Genomic DNA, 17,737 nt, shown 5'->3' with positions numbered 1-17,737 from the left:
GTAGCTGCATCAAGCGTTTGTTAAGAGGCTGCGAACTACTTGAGCGGCAAACACAGGGGTAATAGCCACGCCCATGCCATTGCAACTCATAGCGCCCCAAACATTGGGTGCCAGTGCCTGCAACACAGGCTGTTTGCTTTCGTTCATGGCCATGAGTCCACCCCAACGGTAATCGATTTGTGACAGGATATTTTCTGCTGTAAAATATTGTGGTAAATGCCGAATCAGGAATTGTTCAAGCTGCTGTTGAATGACCTCACTGGTGCCGGTATCGAGGGTTTCTTCGCCGGCAAAATCGGCATTGCGGGCTCCGCCTAGTAAAATGCGATTGCCCAAATGCCGCCAGTAATAAAAGCCCTCATCGAAGTGGAAGGTGCCATGCATTTTCAAACCATCTAATGGTTTAGACACCAGCACTTGTCCACGGGCAGGCTTAATGCCCAGCTGTGGCAGCATGCTGCTTAAATACGCGTTGGTGGCAATCACCAATTGATGAAACGGCATGCTGCCAATGGCTGTTTCCAACACGTTGTGCTGCCCGGGTTGCCAACCCTGATGCTGCAGGCCATACAAACATTGAACGCCTTTTTCTTGCGCCAGTTGTAGCATGGCTTGTACCAGTTTGCCACTGTGGACCGCCCCTTCCAGCAGGTTGCCAGCCATGCCAGCAAAACCTTGCAACTGCATGCTGTGCATGTGTTGGTGCATGGGTGCAAAAGCTTGTGGCGTACCCATGATGGGTGCCAGCCAACCATTCAATTCATGCAGTTTGTCGTCAAAATCATCGGGCCATTCGGTGTAGCATTCAAAGCCGCCACATAGCTCCAGCCCAATGCGTTCATCGCCTAGTCTACTGCGCAAATGTTGTATGCCTTTGTAGCGCATTTCCACTACTTGCAGCATGGCATCGGCGCCATTGAGTTGCGCATCGTAGAGCATTTCGCTGGGGCTGCCAAAGCAGGCAAAACCGGCATTGCGGGTGCTGGCACCAGTGGGTATGGGAGCATGATCGATGAGTATCACCCGCTTGGCAGGTTGCTGTTGTTTGTATTGAATGGCCATCCATAAACCGAGCAAGCCACCACCCAAAATGAGTACATCGGCTGGTTGTAACCAGGTATCTTTTTCCCAAAAGGACACGGCATGTGGCATACGTGCAAATTTCGTTAAAGTAACAGCAAGGCTGTAAACCAATGCGCATATTTACGTTTCAAACAAGAAAAAACATGCGGCAAATTTTGACACTGTTGATGATGGGCATTTTGGTGAGTACACAACTGCCAGCACAAAAACTAAAAGACCTGCTGAAAAAACCAACCAGTGACAGCAGCAAACAAACGGTAGAAAGCCTGCTGAAAAAAGTAACCGGCAGCAAGGATAGCCTGACTACAACCGATGTGGTGAGTGGATTGAAACAAGCACTGGAAATAGGGTCGCAAAAAAGCAGCAACCTGCTTAGTAAAACAGATGGTTTTTTTGCCAATGCCGCCGTAAAAATATTGCTGCCCGAAGAAGCCCGGAAGGTGGAAAAAACATTGCGCAATTTGGGCATGGGCAAGCTGGCCGACGATGCCATTTTGAGCATGAACCGTGCCGCAGAAGATGCTGCCAAATCTGCCGCTCCTATTTTTAAACAGGCCATTGTAAACATGAGCTGGCAAGATGCATGGGGCATATTGCGAGGCAGCGATACGGCCGCAACTGCTTACCTGCGAGGCAGCACCAGCAGTGCATTAACGGAAGCATTCCGACCAGTAATTGCACAATCCATCGACAAAGTGGGTGCTACCAAACATTGGAATACGTTGTTTACCAACTACAACAAATTTGCCAGCAAAAAAATCAATCCCGACCTCACAGCGTATGTAACCGAACAGGCTTTGCGGGGCATTTTCATACAACTGGCGCAGGAAGAAAAAGACATTCGCAAAAACCCGGCAGCAAGAACAACTGAGTTGTTGCGAAAAGTATTTGGTAGTAAATAGTCAGAAATGTTTGTTGCGTAAAAAACTGCGCTTTTGTTGCCATGCTTCTACCTGCCAGGCGGCAGCGGCATGCAACACTTCTGACACCGACTTGCGTTGAATATCTTTCATCTCAAACAGGGAAATACCAGCGACCATATTGCGGCCGTTTTGTTGCAGTTGCGGATAAGCCAGCAACAAATCTTTGCCACGGCAAAAGCACAATTCTATGCCACCGGTTTTGCGCAGGTAATTGATGTAACAGAACATGCCGTGATAATGATAAAACGGAATCTTGAAACTGAACTTTTCCTGTACCTGCGGCATTGCTGTACAGATGAGTGACCGCAGCTCAGCAGCTAATGCAGACTCCACTTCGGGCAGTGATTCGATGTATGAGGAAACTTTGTATTCCATTTTTTGAGTGACTTCGGTGTGGCTCCCTTAATTTTAAAAGTATAAAACCTCGAAAACAACGGCCATATGAACAGAAGAAAATTTGTACAGACCACCGCGTTGGCATCCTTCGCCTTTGGATTGTCTGATGCATTGGCATTTGCCCCTAAAAAAATGAAAATCGGCATTCAACTCTACAGTGTGCGGGATGAGTTGAAAGCTGGTCTCGACAGTGTGATTGGCAGACTGGCCGGCATGGGTTATCAGCAAATAGAAATGTTTGGCTATAATGATGGCAAATATTTTGGCAACGACATGAAAGCCACTGCTGCCATTCTAAAAAAGTATGGTGTCACCAGCCCCAGTGCACACATTGGCCTGGCGGATTTCTTACATAAAGGCAACGACGATGTATGGAAGAAAGCGGTGGATGATGCCAAGCTGATTGGCAACGATTATTTGGTAGTACCCTGGCTGGAGGAGCAATACCGCAAAACACCTGATGATTATAAAAAGCTGGCAGCCCGTTTGAACCGTGGTGCTGAATTGTGCAAAGCAGGTGGTCTCAAATTTGCCTACCACAATCATGCTTTTGAGTTTGACACTTTGCCCGGTGGTGGTAATGGCTATGATATTATCCTGAATGAAACCGATGCATCCATGGTAAAAATGGAGCTCGATTTATACTGGGTGAAAAATGCCGGCAAAGATCCGATTGCCATGTTTGATGCACAGCCCGGCCGCTATGTAATGTGGCATGTAAAAGACATGGACAAAAACAACAAAGACAAACAAACCGAAGTAGGCAACGGCAGCATCGACTTCAAAGCCATTTTTGCTAAAGCCAAACAATCGGGATTGGAATACTTTTTTGTAGAGCAAGAAAACTACGCCGTGTCTCCCTACGACAGCGTAGAAAAATGCATCCGCTATGTAAAAGGCAATCTGGTGAAATAGTTTTTATTTCTTGTTCCATCAACAAAAAGTGTCGCCCCAAACGGAGCGACACTTTTTTGTTGATGCAAGTAATGATTACAACGGATTTTGTTCCAATGCTTTGTTGGCATTGATTTCATCCTGAGGGAACAAAAATTCCCATTGTACATCACCCACCGGAACTGTCTGAATTTGAATCAGTGCAATCAAATGGTTTGGAATACCAACTCGGCTCATAGGCAAATTCAAACGCTTCAAATCTGTAAATCGGAAACCTTCGCCCCACAATTCTACCCGACGATTGAACATGATTTCATCAATCAATGTCTGACCTGTACTGGTAGATTTAACGTAGGCTGCATCTCTGTTTTTAACGAGAGTGAACAATGCATCTTGTGCCAGTCCGTCTTGTCCTGCACGGGCACGTGCCTCTGCTTCGATCAGATACATTTCAGCGGCACGCATGTACACCACATCGCCATTGCTGGTAGAACTACTTTGTGCCAGATACTTTTTATTTTGATAAGGCACCCGAGCACCACCGGGAGGAATAGGTACAGTAGCACCTGTCAAATCCCAACACTGCTTACGAATATCAGTGGTAGGTATTTGGTTCCACAGATTGGCGTTGATAGCACGGGGCTGAGTACGCAAAACGGTAGAATTAAAGTTAGCACTCATGTAAGCGAAATAGCTGTAGAAGAAAGTGTTGTGGTCATCTATCTGACGGCTACCCCACAACCACTCCTGGTTGTTTACATTGTTGAAACCAGACAAGTATTCAGCATTCGTCATCAATGGGAAACCAACACGTGCTGCAGCAGCGTTTGTTGCAGCTTCGGCCCACTTGCCTTGTGTAAGGGCAACACGGGCTTTTAAACCTTTTACCACGTTTACATTGAAGTTGCTTTTAGCAGCAGAACCTGTACGAACATAACCGGCCAGCAATGTTTCAGCATCATTCAAATCTTTATTGATTTGTGTATACACTTCTTCAACAGTTGCTCTTGGCTGTCCTTCCAAAGTGTTTGTCAGCAACAAAGGCACACCCGGTTGAGTATTGTTACCTGCCGCATTGTAGCGCTTGCCCCACAACTGCACCAACTGGTAATGTGCCCATGCACGGTAGGCCAATGCCTGACCTTTGATGGGGTTCTTATCAACGTCGGCGCCTGGCACCTGATCCATGCCATTGATGAGTACGTTGGCGTTAGAAATAATACGGTAGTAATAACGATATACATAACGCAGGAATCCATCGTTGGCATTGCGGTGCGTCGTCCAACGCAACCAACCGATTAAACCGGTTGATCCATTCGCCAGCGGATACACAATGTCTTCTCCCAGCAAATCGCGGAAGATGTTGTTTGACCCTTCGCCAGCCTGGCCTTGAGCGTCATACTGCACATACATAATGCGGTGAATACCGTTGAGAGCAGCTCGGGCGTTTTGCACACTTGCCAACGCATCATCAGCACTTACTGCTGTAGTTGGAAAAGTGTCCAAGTATTCTTTTTTACAAGCGGTGAGGCCAATAGATGCAGCCAGCACTGCCGTAGCTATATATTTCATGTGTTTCATATACAGTACGAATTAGAGGTTAAGAGAAATACCAGCAGAAATGATGCGGGCTGGAGGATAAGCATTAGATGTAACGCCGCTGAAAGCTTGCTGGTTGTTCATACCTACACGCTTCGAGCTGAAGAATACATTTTCTGCAGTTGCAAATACCGTAGCACTTGAGATTCCTGCTTTGCTCATCAATGATGCGGGCAGTTGGTAGCTCAGGTTGATGTTGCGCAGGTTGATGAAAGAAGCATCAGTTAACCAACGGGTAGAAGCTGCATTGAAATCGGTACCACGGCCTGCATCCATACGAGGCACATTGGTTACGTCGCCGGGCTTCTGCCAACGCTTCAACGCATCTACATGCAATGCACCACCGTAGTTGCTTACACTCATAATAGAAGCATAGAGCTGATCATACGTTTGGCCACCAACCTGATAGCTGAACAATGCACTAAGGGTAATGCCTTTGTAAGTAAAGCTGGTATTGAAGCTTCCATAGAAATCAGGTACGGCTGTACCACTATACTCAATCGAGCATTGTTTACGTTGGTCGTTACGGTATCTACACCGCCACTTTTGTTAGCAATATAACGCATGGTGTTGGCGGGTGTACCAGTAGTACTGATAGGCAGGTACAATGCAGAACCATCAGTAGGATCTACACCATAGTACTGACGCAGCCAGTAGTCATAACGAGACTTGCCAGCCATCAACTTCTTAGTACCGTCAATAATTTCGGTTTGACCAACTGGCATTTTAGTGATTTCATTGTTGATGGTTGTGATGTTGAATGTCACACTCCAGTTGAAATCTTTCTTACGAATTACATCGGCATTCAATTGCAATTCAATACCCTTGTTCACCATGGTGGCTGTGTTCTGCGTTACAGACAATGCACCACTACTCAAGGGCTGAGGTACGGCATACAGCAAGTCGCTTGATACACGATTGTAGTATTCGATAGAACCACTGATGCGGTTTTTAAACAATCCGAAATCGAGACCGAGATCAAATTGCTTGTTTACTTCCCATGTCAAATTTGGATTGAGGAAAGATGTTTGGCTTTGCACAATACCGGGCTCGTTAGCGTTATTGGCAAAAACATACAAACCTTGGTAAGCATAGTAACCAATACCATCTGCATTACCTACCACACCATAAGATCCACGGAGTTTCAGGTTGTTTACCGGTGTAATGTTGGCCATGAATTTTTCGCGGCTGATGTTCCAACCACCGCCAACTGACCAGAACGTACCCCAGCGGGCATTACGTGCAAAGCGAGAGTTACCATCGCGGCGGAGGCTACCAGTGAGGTAATATTTTCCTGCATAGTCATAAGACAAGCGAGAAAAATAACTTTCGATACGATAACGGTCAAATGCCGATGTCAATGAGTTGATAGTAGTAAAGTTGTTCAATTCAGTATTGCCAGAAAGGCTTTGCCCCTGCTTAAATCCGTTCAAATCTGTTATTTGCTGATTGTAGCTTTCATGACCGGCCAATACATCTACTTTGTGCTCACCAAACTGCTTATTGTAGTTGAGCAACTGGCTGGCTACAACAGCCAAGTTGGTGCCGCTTTGACGGCGGCTACGACCAGCTGGAGCACCATCACCCACTACAGTATTGTCGAATGACGCATCAGTTTGGTTTTGCAAATCCACCGCAAAGTTGTTGGTAAACTTCAGGTCCTTAGTAATGATGATGTCTACATAGTTACGGGCACTGAAAGCAGAACGACGGAAGAACTGATCGTTCAATTGTGTTTCTGCCAATGCATGACGACCAGCGAAGCCGCCACTCGGACGGTTAGGAATACCTAAGCCACTACTACCGAGGTTACCCAAATCCCAAAAACGGTTGCCAGTTGCATCCAGCAGGTATTCACCTGTGGTCATGTTGTGAGCAAATACCGGATAGATGGGGCCAATGTTGCGGCTAAAGAAGAATGGGTTTACAAAGCTGGTGCTTCCATCATCACGGGCAGTGTTGCTTTCTGTGTAGTTACCAGAAAAGTTCAAACCAGTTTTAATCCACTTCAACGGCTGCACATTTACGTTGGCACGAAGAGTGTAACGTTCAAAGTTTGTCTTCAAGGTATAACCGTCTTCACGCAAATAGCCCATACTTACGAGGTAATCGGCTTTATCTGCACCACCGCTAATATTGAGGCTATAATCCCGACGGGTACCACGACGCATTAGGTCTTTGGTCCAATCCAAATCGTCGCCATAAATCAGCGATGCGTTAGGATTGATCAAACCATCTGTTCCTACAATTTGGTTAGCTGCTACGTTGAAGGGATTGTACGCTAGCAAACCGGCAATGCTTGTACGACTGGTTAATCCAGAAGCTACACGACTGGCAGAATCGACAGAAATACCAGTGCCAGTAGCCGGATAAACTAAGGAGTTACGGTATGATTCCCACATCAAAGGATAGTACTGAAATGCATTCACCATTTCATACTCTTTCAAACCACGGGAAGCAACGCCTTCCATAGCACGGAGGCTGATTTTGGCTGCGCCTTTTTTACCTTTTTTAGTGGTAATGATGATTACACCATTTGCTGCACGTGAACCGTACAATGAAGTGGATGATGCATCTTTCAATACAGAAATGCTTTCAATATCATCGGGGTTGAGGTTGCTGGTACCGCCAATGTAAGGCACACCGTCAATCACGTACAATGGATCAGACGATGCAGACAAAGAGCCGAAACCACGTACACGAATGGCTACACCGCTACCGGGCTGACCATTGGCAGATGTAGTAATCAAACCAGGCACATTGCCTTCCAAAGCACCAGTGGCATTGGTGATGGGACGACGTTCAATTTGCTTGGCACCGATGGTAACTACAGAACCTGTGAGTGCTTCTTTTTTAGTGGTACCATAGGCTACAACCACTACCTCATCGAGGTCACGTGTTTGTGCTTGCAGTGTCACCATAAATGCATCTTTACCTGCGAGGCTTACTTCCATATCGGCAAAGCCAACGGAACTAATAACAATAGTCTTGGCAGTTGCAGGAACACTTAAGCTAAAGTTTCCTTCTGCATCAGTCGATGTTCCTCCCTTCGTTCCTTTAACTGTAACAGTTGCACCTGCAATGGGTGCACCTTCTGTACCGGTTACTTTACCGGTAATTGTTCTGCTTTGTGCTATGGCCGATACCGTAAGTATGGCAAAGCCTAACAGAAGCACCAGGTACTTTCTCATAAGTTTGATTTTTTGGTTAACGATAATTTTCTCTACACACTACAAAACAAAGCATGCCACTACTTTGCCATTGCATCAACCTTCAAAATAAAGCATTAAGACGATTTAATAATCAGCTTCTTTCGTTGAACGGCTTACGATTGTTGAAAAAAACAGGTTTGTCAACAACTATCTGTAACAAATTGGAATAGTAATATAAACAACAGCTATACAAATAAGTTTTTTCAGGTATATTAAAAGAGTCTGACGCCCTTCGGTGCCAGACTCTTATAATTATTTCGATGATGATTTACAGTTGCCTTATCTGAATATTTCTGAACCACACCAAATCGCCGTGGTCTTGCAGGCCTATTTTACCTTGGGTAAATGAGCCGAAGCCAGGCATGTTTTTAAACTTACTGTTCGCAATCATTTGTGCCCATGATGCATCATTGTATGTGGTTTCAACAATTACCACAGCATTCAGCTTGAAGGTAAGTTTGCCTTTGTTGCAAATAATTTCTGCAAGGTTCCACTCGCCTACTGCTTTTACCGGTTCAGATGAAGAGGCAATCATATCATACAAATCACCGGCACGGTGCTTGTGAATTTTGGCATCGGCATGACGGTCGTTGTCGAGCACCTGCATTTCAGGCCCCGTTTTCCACGGATGACTGTACTGTTCTCCTTCCTGTACAAAAAACATAATGCCGCTATTACTTCCTTCGGCTACTTTCCATTCCAGTTTGAGGTGAAAGTTTTCGTAAGCATTATCAGTAACAATATCGCCGCCATCTTTTGCAGCAGGGTCGAGCATTAATACACCATCTTTTGCTTGCCAGCCTTTGCCAATGGTACCGGGCTTATTGAATTTGTGCCAGCCATTGGTGGTTGTGCCATCAAATAAAAGCTTGAAACCCTTGTCGGCCTTGGGTTGTGCATACATACTCAGCTGCAAGCACAGCAAAGAGAATAATGTGGTGGTGATTTTTTTCATGTAGTTTATTTATTGAGCAGCAGTACGTATTTCACCATCTGCTTGGCATCGTCGATTGAAACGGTAGGGTGCGGCGTCATAGGAATTTGGCCCCAGTTACCCGATCCGCCTTTGATGATTTTTTCGGCCAACATGGTTACGGTTGCATCGTCAGCATTAGCATATTTTGCAGCTACTTCTTTGTAAGAAGGACCGGTTGATGTTTCGCTTACTTTATGACAGGTAAGGCAATCAGATTTTGCCACCAAAGCCAAACCGTTTTTGTAATCGGGATTTGAAGAAAGATCATTGGCCGCAGGAGCTGAAGCTTCGGGTTTTGCAGCGGTTGTCGTTGTTGTATTGCTGTTTTCATTACCACCACAGGCTGTCATCAAAGCAGCCACTCCTGCTACAAAAAGTATTTTTTTCATCGTGAAATTTTTAGGGTTTAAAATTAACTCAATCCGAGGATTGAACGGTTTAATTGTTCGTTGGCACCGGTTCCTGCAAAATCATCAAAGGCTTTATCTGTTACCCGGATAATATGGTCTTGAATAAAGATGGCTCCTTCTCTGGCACCATCTTCCGGATGCTTGATGGCACACTCCCATTCCATTACTGCCCAGCCTTTGTAATCGTAAGCAGCCAGCTTGCTGAAAATGCTTTTGAAATCAACCTGACCATCGCCCAAACTGCGGAAACGGCCCGCCCTGTTGATCCAGCTTTGATAACCACCATATACGCCTTGCTTACCGGTAGGGTTAAACTCGGCATCTTTCACATGAAACATTTTGATGCGTTCATGATAGTGATCAATATAGCTGAGATAGTCGAGACACTGCAACACAAAATGCGACGGATCGTAGAGCAAACAAGCCCTTTGGTGATTGCCCGTGGCTTCTAAAAACATTTCATAAGAAACACCATCGTGCAAATCTTCACCCGGATGAATTTCGTAGCAGAGATCAACACCCTGTGCATCAAACTCGTTGAGGATAGGCAGCCAACGATTGGCCAGTTCTTTGAAGCCTGTTTCTACCAAACCTGCAGGTCGTTGTGGCCATGGGTATACCGTGTGCCACAACAATGCACCGCTGAATGTGGCATGTGCATTCAACCCTAAATTGGCCGATGCTTTGGCTGCGTATTTCAATTGCTGAATGGCCCACTCAGTTCTGGCTTTGCTGTTGCCCCGCACCGATTCAGGTGCAAAGCCATCAAACATCGCATCATAAGCAGGATGCACTGCTACCAATTGGCCTTGCAAATGCGTACTGAGTTCTGTAATCTCCAGGCCACATTCGTTTACAAGCCCCTTGATTTCATCGGCGTAGGTTTTGCTTTCGGCAGCTCGTTGCAAATCAATACAACGGCTATCCCAACTCGGAATTTGTACGCCCACAAAACCCAAACTTTTTGCCCATTGGCAAATGCTTTTCAAATCATTAAACGGCGCCACATCGCCCATAAACTGAGCCAGAAAAATGGCCGGTCCTTTAATCGTTGTCATAGAGTTTCTCGCACAGAGGCACAGAGAAATTGCTATCAGTTCTTGAGCCTCTTGATACCTTGTTTTAAAAGTTCTTCATTGAAGTTGATGAGTAATCCTGTATTTATACTTGTCAATTTGAGGTAGGTCAAAAGCTGTTTAGCATGTACAGGAAGGAGTGTTTCGATAGACTTAATTTCAACAATCACTTGTTGGTCAATAATTAAATCTGCTCTAAATCCAATACCCATTTTTATGCCATCTAAGTAAACAGGAATTTCTTTTTGTCTTTCTATAAATAAGCCAAGTTGATTGAGTTTATACCACAACATCTCTTCGTAAACAGATTCAAACAAACCTGGTCCGGTTTTTCGATGAATGTCTATGGCCTGTTCAATGATGAGTGCAGTAAGATCATTTGTTTCCATGACCTAATTGTGTGTTTGTGTTTATACAAAAAAACTCTGTGCCTCTGTGCGAAACATAAGTTCTGTGCGAAAAATCATCACACTTCAAACACCGTCCACTTCTGTTCACTTTGCGAGGAAGCCACCACATTTTCAATGAAAGCCATGCCACGTACCCCTTCGGTAGTACTGGGGAAATCAAGACATTCTGCAGCTGGTGTCACGCCATCCACATCCGCTTGCACGGTGAGGGCAAAGTTGCGGTAGAGGTTGGCAAATGCTTCCAGATAGCCTTCCGGATGGCCTGCAGGAATGCGGGTGTTATGCTTGGCAAAGCTACCGTTGTAGCCAGCACCTGTACGGTAAATTTCAGCCGGTTTATCCAGCCATTTCACCAGCAAAGTATTGGCATCTTCCTGTTTCCATTCCACCCCCCCGAGCTCACCATACACCCGAATTTTAACGGCGTTTTCTTCGCCGGCAGCCACCTGCGATGCCATGAGCACCGCACTGGCACCATTGTTCATTTTCATCAGCACGGCACCATCATCATCCAACAAGCGGCCTTCTACCAAAGTGTTGAGGTCTGCACAAATATGTGTGGTTTGCAAACCGCTCACATACTCTGCCAAATTGAATGCATGGGTACCAATATCGCCCATGGCACCTGCCTTACCCGACCGCTTAGGATCGGTACGCCAGCTGGCTTGTGCCTGACCCGTTTTTTCCAGCAAGGTACTCAGCCAACCCTGCGGATATTCCACATAAATTTTACGCACTTTACCCAAAGCGCCACTGGCCACCAGTTGTCGAGCCTGCTTCACCATAGGATAACCGGTGTAGGTATGACAGAGCAACAAACGCTTGCCGGTTTCCTGCACTTTTTGCTGCAGCTGCTTGGCTTGTTCCAGCGTAAATGTGATGGGCTTTTCAATTACTACATGAAAGCCTTTTTCTAACGCCATTATGGCGGGATCAAAATGCACGAAATTGGGTGTAACAATGCTCACAAAATCAATGCGGCCTTCGGCTTCGGTTTTGGCTGCTTCGGTTTCCAGCATCACTTTGTAATCGGTATAAATTCTATTAGGCTGCAGGTACAGCATTTTACCCGATTCGATGGCCACATCTGGATTCACACTCAAAGCACCCGCAACTAACTCCACCTGACCATCCATGTTCATAGCCAAACGATGCACGGCACCAATAAAGGCATCTTTACCACCGCCAATCATGGCCATTCTTAATTTTCTATTCATATCTACGATAGCTTAAATGAATGAACGTTATACTTATAAACTCCAGCCGGCACGGTATTCTCTTTTCACAAACTGGTTGGCTGGCTCAAAGTTGGTGATGCGCATATTGGCAGCATCCCAGAGCAATTTCTTGCGGCCGAGGTATTTGTCTTCCCAACCTTTGGCAGCAGGGTTCTTCATCATCCAACTACGGATAGCTAGGTTGGCAATGAGTACACTTTCGGTAAATGGTCCGGCAAAGTCGAAATGTGAACTGGTTTGTGCATTGCCGTAGCCCGCAATACATGCATTCACCCACTGTTGATAATGGCCTTCGGGCACACGGGCAATGGTAGACGCTGGCAGCTGAATGTCTTTCATTTTTTGAGTAGGCAACAAACGCGGATTGGCGCCATAACAATCGGCCAGAATCTTTCCTTTGGTGCCTTCGAAAATGATACCGCCATCCCAGTTGCCCATGGGTTCATCAGGCAATAATTCTTTGGGTCTTTCTGGCAGTAAACCACCATCCATCCAGGTTACTTTGATTTCACCTTTACCATCTGTTCTGGGGTAGTTGATGTGAATGATGGAAGACGGCGGACAGCTATCTACATAGCCGGCTTCTTTCCATGCATCTACAAATTGGTTGGGCACGGAGCATTCTACTTCGTTGGGAAAAAGAATGGGCAAAATGCGGTAAGCCGGATCCAGAATATGACAGGCCATATCGCCCAAAGCACCGGTACCAAAGGCCCACCAGCCACGCCAGTTGAAAGGATGATACGCAGGATTGTAGTCTGTCCACTGAGCAGGTCCTAGCCACAAATCCCATTTCATATCTGCAGGTACATCGTGCTTGCCACTGGGTGTTGGCATGCCTTGTGGCCACACAGGACGGTTGGTCCAGGCATATACTTTGGTTACCTCTCCTATCAAACCAGACTGGTACATTTCCTGCATACGACGAACGCCATCGCCACTGCCGCCCTGGTTACCCATCTGTGTAACGACCTTGTATTTACGTGCTGCTTCAGTAAGCATACGGGCTTCGTAAATATCATGGGTCAATGGCTTTTGTACATATACATGCTTGCCCATTTTAATGGCAGCCATGGTGGCTACAGCATGGGTATTATCGGGTGTTGATACTGAAACAGCATCAATGTTCTTACCTTCCTTCTCCAGCATTTCTCGGTAGTCAAAGTAAAACTTCGCCTGCGGAAAACGCTTTACAGAACCTGCAGCCTGCTTCACATCTACATCGGCAAATGCTACAATGTTGGCCCGGCCACCTTTGGCAAACTCAGATAAATCGCTGGCCCCTTTGCCACCAGCGCCAATGCCGGCAATGTTGAGTTTATCGCTGGGCGCTACATAGCCACGGCCTAGCACATGACGAGGCACAATCATAAATCCTGCACCGGCTACGGCCGTGTTGCGGATAAAATTTCTTCTGGATGATTTTTTGGAAGACATGCGGTTATTTAAAGCTGTTTGGAGTTATGTAATTTACAATCGTTGTTATGTTGTGGTAAAACTGATGCACTCTTTGAGTTCCTTTTCTGTGTATGCCAATCCGTATTGTTTCAACACATCGTCGGGTACGCCATTCCATTGGTTGGGTTGATTGCCCACATAGCCAATGTCTTTTACACCTATTTCAGAAGTGTAAAAACCTGTAGCTGTGAGATTACGCATCAGGTTAAAAAATGCTACCCCTTGTGCCATGGCAGGTTTGGCTTTGTTTGGATACGCTATGGCATCCACCACTTCAATTTGTTGTGAGCTGCTGCATTCCACAAATGGTTTTTCATAGGTCTTGAGGCAATGCAAATCGAGCCAGCGCAATCCACCCCGCATGGGCGTTTGATGCTGCGGCATGTCTTTTACAATAAACTCAATAAACGCAGGTACACCGGCTTGCGATGCACTGCCGCTTACTTCATCGGCAGGTATAATTATATCGGCCAGCACCGTGATGGTTTTCAACTCATGATCGGTAAAAAACTTTTCCTTCATGAGCTGTTCATCGTGTGCCTTTTCTTCCTTCATTCTGTCGTAGGTAAATGTGCCTACGGCAGTGGCATTATCCGCTGCTTTTCTATCAGCAGGCTTGCAGGCATCAATCAGCACGGCGGTGCTCAGCGAACCAATGGCCAATGCTTTGAGTGATTTTCTTCTATCCATGATGTTGATGTTAGATGTTGGATGGCTGATGTCTGATTTTCGTTTGTTGTTGAGCGTTTGCGTTCTTGATGTTCGTTTACTTGTTTTCCAAGTTTGCAAATGCATCAAATCAATTCCTGTATTCCTTTAGCACATTAGCCAATTGCTTACAGGTTTTGCTTTTTCATTTCATCAATAATGTATTCGCTGGCCCGCATGCTCAGGGCAAGAATAGTCCACGTAATGTTTTTATCGGCTTGTGAGGTAAAGGCGGCACCATCTACCACAAACAGATTTTTACAATCGTGTGCCTGGTTCCATTTGTTCAGCGCAGAGCTCTTGGCATCTGCACCCATGCGGGCCGTGCCAGCTTCGTGAATGATTTTACCCGGCGTTTCCAAACCCCAATTATTGCTTTCATCGTCATCGGCTCCCCAAGTAATCACAGCACCCATGTTGTGCATGATTTCCTTAAAGGTTTCCTTCATGTGCTTGGCTTGCTTTATTTCATGCTCACTCCATTTCACATTAAACTTCAATACGGGAATACCATATTTATCTACCACGCTGTTATCTATCTCACAGTAGTTGTCGTAGCGTGGAATGGCTTCCCCACGGCCAGCCATGCCTACGCCTGCACCATAGAAAAAGCGGAAATCTTCTTTCAGACTTTTGCCATAACCACCGGCTTCTTTCTGTACACCTTTCACAGCAAATTTTCCGTTCATGCCTTCGATGCCAAAGCCAAAACCGTATGCGGGTTGCTGCATGCCGCCCCAGTATTCAATGTGATAACCACGTGGAAAATCAAGCTTCTTGTTGTCGCCCCACCAAGGACTGTACACATGCATGCCACCTACACCATCTTCATTGTAGCGTTTGCGATCAAACAATGAGGGCAACACACCACCCATGGCAGCACCAGTACTATCGTGCAAATAGCGACCTACTACACCGCTGCTGTTGGCCAAGCCATTCGGGTGACGATCGCTTTTAGAGTTGAGCAGCAACCGAGAACTTTCGCAGGCACTGGCGGCGAGTATCACCACACGGCCATTCACCTGATATTCTTGCAAGGTTTCTTTGTCTACATAACTAATGCCCGTAGCCAATCCTTCTTTATTAGTAAGTACTTCACGGGCCATGGCATTTACCACCATGTCTACATTGCCTGTTTCAACTGCAGGCTTCACTAATACAGAAGAAGAAGAGAAATCTCCATGCACGGTACAACCACGGTTGCACTGAGCACAATAAAAACAGGCACCACGCTTGTCATTGACTTTTTTGGTGAGGATAGACAAACGAGATGGAATAACCGGCACGCCTGCACTACCTGCAGCTTTCTTCAGCATCAATTCGTGCAGGCGGGGTTTCGGTGGTGGAAGAAAAATACCATCCGGGTCATTTTCCAAACCTTCGTTGGTACCAAAAATGCCGAGTAGTTTATCAATCCTGTCGTAAAAAGGTTTCACGTCTTCGTAGCCTATTGGCCAATCATCGCCCAAGCCATCAATGCTTTTTCGTTTAAAATCTCTTGGGCCAAAACGCAGCGAAATGCGCCCCCAGTGATTGGTACGGCCACCCACCATGCGGGCCCGCCACCAGTCCCAGCTGGTGCCGTTGGCTTTTGTGTAGGGTTCTCCATCTATTTCCCAACCCCAGTAGCTGGCATCAAAATCGCCGAATGGACGAAACTTGGTACTGGCACCACGGCGTGGACTCTCCCATGGGTTCTTGAGTTGTGTTACATTTTTTGCAGGATCGTAATCAGGGCCGGCTTCGAGCAAACACACTTTCAATCCGGCATTGGCCAGCACATAAGCAGCCATGCCGCCACCTGCACCTGAGCCTACAATCACTACATCATATTCTTTTGCAGATTTCTTAATCTGTAATTCTCCCATGGCTTCTGTTTATTAATCGTCGAACTAAAATAGGTATTTAGGGTAATGCCGATTGTTAACGAAAAAAATTAATTATCGCGGCTGGCAGAAAAGAAGGACCGAAAAGGTTTGCAGAAAAAACTGTGGAAAGCTCATAACAGATGGTTTTCAATAATCCCTATTTTTAGCACTTCACGATTCCATCTCATCGCAACGATTCATTATGCCTACCACCATTCAAAAACAGCAACTTTTTGTTGCCAGTTGTTTAGCATTACTTGTTACGTCTTTATCCTTTGGCATTCGGGCCGGTATTTTAGGTCAACTTGGTACCGAGTTTCAACTCAATGCATCTGAACTTTCCACTATTGCCGCCACTGCCTTTTGGGGCTTTCCGCTGGCAGTAATTGTGGGTGGTTTTGTAGTAGATATTATTGGCATGAAGAAATTGCTGGTAGCAGCTTTTGTGTTTCATCTCGCAGGTATTTTGCTAACCATTTTTGCCGGCGGATTTTGGAGTCTCTTCATTTCTACGTTGCTAATTGGCATTGCCAACGGCACAGTAGAAGCAGCCTGTAACCCGCTGGTAGCAGCCATTTACCCCGATAATAAAACCACCAAGCTCAACCACTTTCACCTCTGGTTTCCTGGTGGCATTGTCATTGGCACCCTCATTGTATTCTTCCTTAGCAAAGCGGGTATTGGTTGGCACATACAGGTAGGCCTCATGATTATTCCGACATTATTATATGGTTTCCTGTTTTCAAAACTGCAGTTCCCTGTTACTGAAAGAGTAGCCAGTGGCGTAAGCACTGCCGATATGTATAAGGCCTTGCTCAATCCGTTGTTTTTGTTCATGATGGTATGCATGCTTGGCACAGCCATCACCGAACTCTTTACCGGCCAGTGGATTGAAGTGCTGTTGAAAAACGTAACGGACAATGCATTACTGATTCTCACCATCACCTCGGGTGTAATGGTAGTGGGCCGCGGCTTGGCCGAACCTGTAGTACACAAATTATCACCCACAGGCGTGTTGCTCATATCTGCCATTCTTGCCACAGCAGGCCTGTATTTGCTGGGCCACAGTGCGGGTAACATGGTATATGCTGGCGCTTTGGTATTTGGTATGGGTGTTTGCTATTTCTGGCCCACCATGCTTGGTTTTGTAGCAGAATATTTACCCAAAACAGGAGCTGTTGGCCTTAACCTCATGGGTGGCGCCGGCATGTTTGCTGTATCTATGTATACCATGGTAATGGGCAGCAAATACGACAGCCTGTTGTTGCAAAAACTACCTGCTGGCAGTTCCCTCGCCGATTATACCGCCGCCCCTGCAGGCAGTGAAATGGCCAATGCATTGGTAGCTGCAAAAACCGCCGCCGGCCCTGAAATCATCAACCTTACTTTGATGATTCCAGTAGCACTGGTCATTGCTTTTGCAGGCTTGTTTATTTATATGCGGGGCAAAAGCAAGCCTTCACTTTCTTAAGCTTTTTCAACATCT

At 46.0% G+C, this 17,737-nt stretch carries 16 protein-coding genes; 3 read left to right on the top strand and 13 right to left on the bottom strand.

Going from position 1 to position 17,737, the window contains the following annotated elements; genetic code table 11:
• Window positions 1-9 precede the first annotated feature (9 nt).
• Window positions 10-1,152 carry an NAD(P)/FAD-dependent oxidoreductase gene (locus tag V7Q13_RS11870; protein WP_333800892.1) on the bottom strand — a complete coding sequence of 381 codons (1,143 nt, stop codon included), beginning with the start codon at window positions 1,150-1,152 and terminating at the stop codon, window positions 10-12.
• 74 nt (window positions 1,153-1,226) lie between these two features.
• Between V7Q13_RS11870 and V7Q13_RS11865 the strand changes: the two genes are divergently transcribed.
• The gene (locus tag V7Q13_RS11865; protein WP_333800891.1) at window positions 1,227-1,985 is read left to right on the top strand and encodes a DUF4197 domain-containing protein; all 759 of its coding nucleotides are present in this window, start codon (window positions 1,227-1,229) and stop codon (window positions 1,983-1,985) included.
• On the opposite strand, the gene V7Q13_RS11860 is transcribed toward V7Q13_RS11865, so the two are convergent.
• The gene (locus tag V7Q13_RS11860; RefSeq protein ID WP_333800890.1) at window positions 1,986-2,381 is read right to left on the bottom strand and encodes a DUF1801 domain-containing protein; all 396 of its coding nucleotides are present in this window, start codon (window positions 2,379-2,381) and stop codon (window positions 1,986-1,988) included.
• Between the two features lie 66 nt (window positions 2,382-2,447).
• On the opposite strand from V7Q13_RS11860, the gene V7Q13_RS11855 reads away from it, so the two are divergent.
• Entirely contained in the window at window positions 2,448-3,317 is an 870-nt protein-coding gene (locus tag V7Q13_RS11855) for a sugar phosphate isomerase/epimerase family protein (protein ID WP_333800889.1), read from the top strand.
• Between the two features lie 75 nt (window positions 3,318-3,392).
• On the opposite strand, the gene V7Q13_RS11850 is transcribed toward V7Q13_RS11855, so the two are convergent.
• The 11 genes from V7Q13_RS11850 to V7Q13_RS11800 all read right to left on the bottom strand — a co-directional run bounded on the left by V7Q13_RS11850 (window position 3,393) and on the right by V7Q13_RS11800 (window position 16,251).
• A complete protein-coding gene (locus tag V7Q13_RS11850; RefSeq protein WP_333800888.1) occupies window positions 3,393-4,868 on the bottom strand; it encodes a RagB/SusD family nutrient uptake outer membrane protein in 1,476 nt (491 codons plus the stop codon).
• A 21-nt stretch (window positions 4,869-4,889) separates the two neighbouring features.
• Entirely contained in the window at window positions 4,890-5,258 is a 369-nt protein-coding gene (locus V7Q13_RS11845; protein ID WP_333800887.1) for a hypothetical protein, read from the bottom strand.
• Window positions 5,255-8,086 carry a SusC/RagA family TonB-linked outer membrane protein gene (locus V7Q13_RS11840; protein ID WP_333800886.1) on the bottom strand — a complete coding sequence of 944 codons (2,832 nt, stop codon included), beginning with the start codon at window positions 8,084-8,086 and terminating at the stop codon, window positions 5,255-5,257. The genes V7Q13_RS11845 and V7Q13_RS11840 overlap by 4 nt, the downstream gene beginning before the upstream one ends.
• A 289-nt stretch (window positions 8,087-8,375) precedes the next feature.
• Window positions 8,376-9,062 carry a 3-keto-disaccharide hydrolase gene (locus V7Q13_RS11835; protein ID WP_333800885.1) on the bottom strand — a complete coding sequence of 229 codons (687 nt, stop codon included), beginning with the start codon at window positions 9,060-9,062 and terminating at the stop codon, window positions 8,376-8,378.
• A gap of 5 nt (window positions 9,063-9,067) precedes the next feature.
• Window positions 9,068-9,472, bottom strand: coding sequence for a c-type cytochrome (locus V7Q13_RS11830; RefSeq protein WP_333800884.1), 405 nt, complete (start codon window positions 9,470-9,472; stop codon window positions 9,068-9,070).
• Between the two features lie 23 nt (window positions 9,473-9,495).
• Complete coding sequence (locus tag V7Q13_RS11825) at window positions 9,496-10,551, bottom strand: sugar phosphate isomerase/epimerase family protein (protein ID WP_333800883.1); 1,056 nt, start codon at window positions 10,549-10,551, stop codon at window positions 9,496-9,498.
• Window positions 10,552-10,586: 35 nt separating this feature from the next.
• Window positions 10,587-10,958, bottom strand: a complete 372-nt coding sequence (locus tag V7Q13_RS11820; RefSeq protein ID WP_333800882.1) for a GxxExxY protein — start codon at window positions 10,956-10,958, stop codon at window positions 10,587-10,589.
• Window positions 10,959-11,035: 77 nt separating this feature from the next.
• Complete coding sequence (locus V7Q13_RS11815) at window positions 11,036-12,196, bottom strand: Gfo/Idh/MocA family protein (protein ID WP_333800881.1); 1,161 nt, start codon at window positions 12,194-12,196, stop codon at window positions 11,036-11,038.
• Window positions 12,197-12,229: 33 nt separating this feature from the next.
• The gene (locus V7Q13_RS11810) at window positions 12,230-13,654 is read right to left on the bottom strand and encodes a Gfo/Idh/MocA family protein (protein ID WP_157478187.1); all 1,425 of its coding nucleotides are present in this window, start codon (window positions 13,652-13,654) and stop codon (window positions 12,230-12,232) included.
• 45 nt (window positions 13,655-13,699) lie between these two features.
• Window positions 13,700-14,365, bottom strand: coding sequence for a gluconate 2-dehydrogenase subunit 3 family protein (locus tag V7Q13_RS11805; protein ID WP_333800880.1), 666 nt, complete (start codon window positions 14,363-14,365; stop codon window positions 13,700-13,702).
• 146 nt (window positions 14,366-14,511) lie between these two features.
• Window positions 14,512-16,251 (bottom strand): GMC family oxidoreductase, encoded by a 1,740-nt coding sequence (locus V7Q13_RS11800; protein ID WP_333800879.1) that lies wholly within the window; start codon window positions 16,249-16,251, stop codon window positions 14,512-14,514.
• A gap of 202 nt (window positions 16,252-16,453) precedes the next feature.
• On the opposite strand from V7Q13_RS11800, the gene V7Q13_RS11795 reads away from it, so the two are divergent.
• The gene (locus V7Q13_RS11795; protein ID WP_333800878.1) at window positions 16,454-17,722 is read left to right on the top strand and encodes an MFS transporter; all 1,269 of its coding nucleotides are present in this window, start codon (window positions 16,454-16,456) and stop codon (window positions 17,720-17,722) included.
• Window positions 17,723-17,737: the final 15 nt, after the last annotated feature.

The organism is Phnomibacter sp., from assembly GCF_036803085.1.
Taxonomy (GTDB): Bacteria; Bacteroidota; Bacteroidia; order Chitinophagales; family Chitinophagaceae; genus Phnomibacter.
This window is presented reverse-complemented; position numbering and strand designations above follow the sequence as displayed.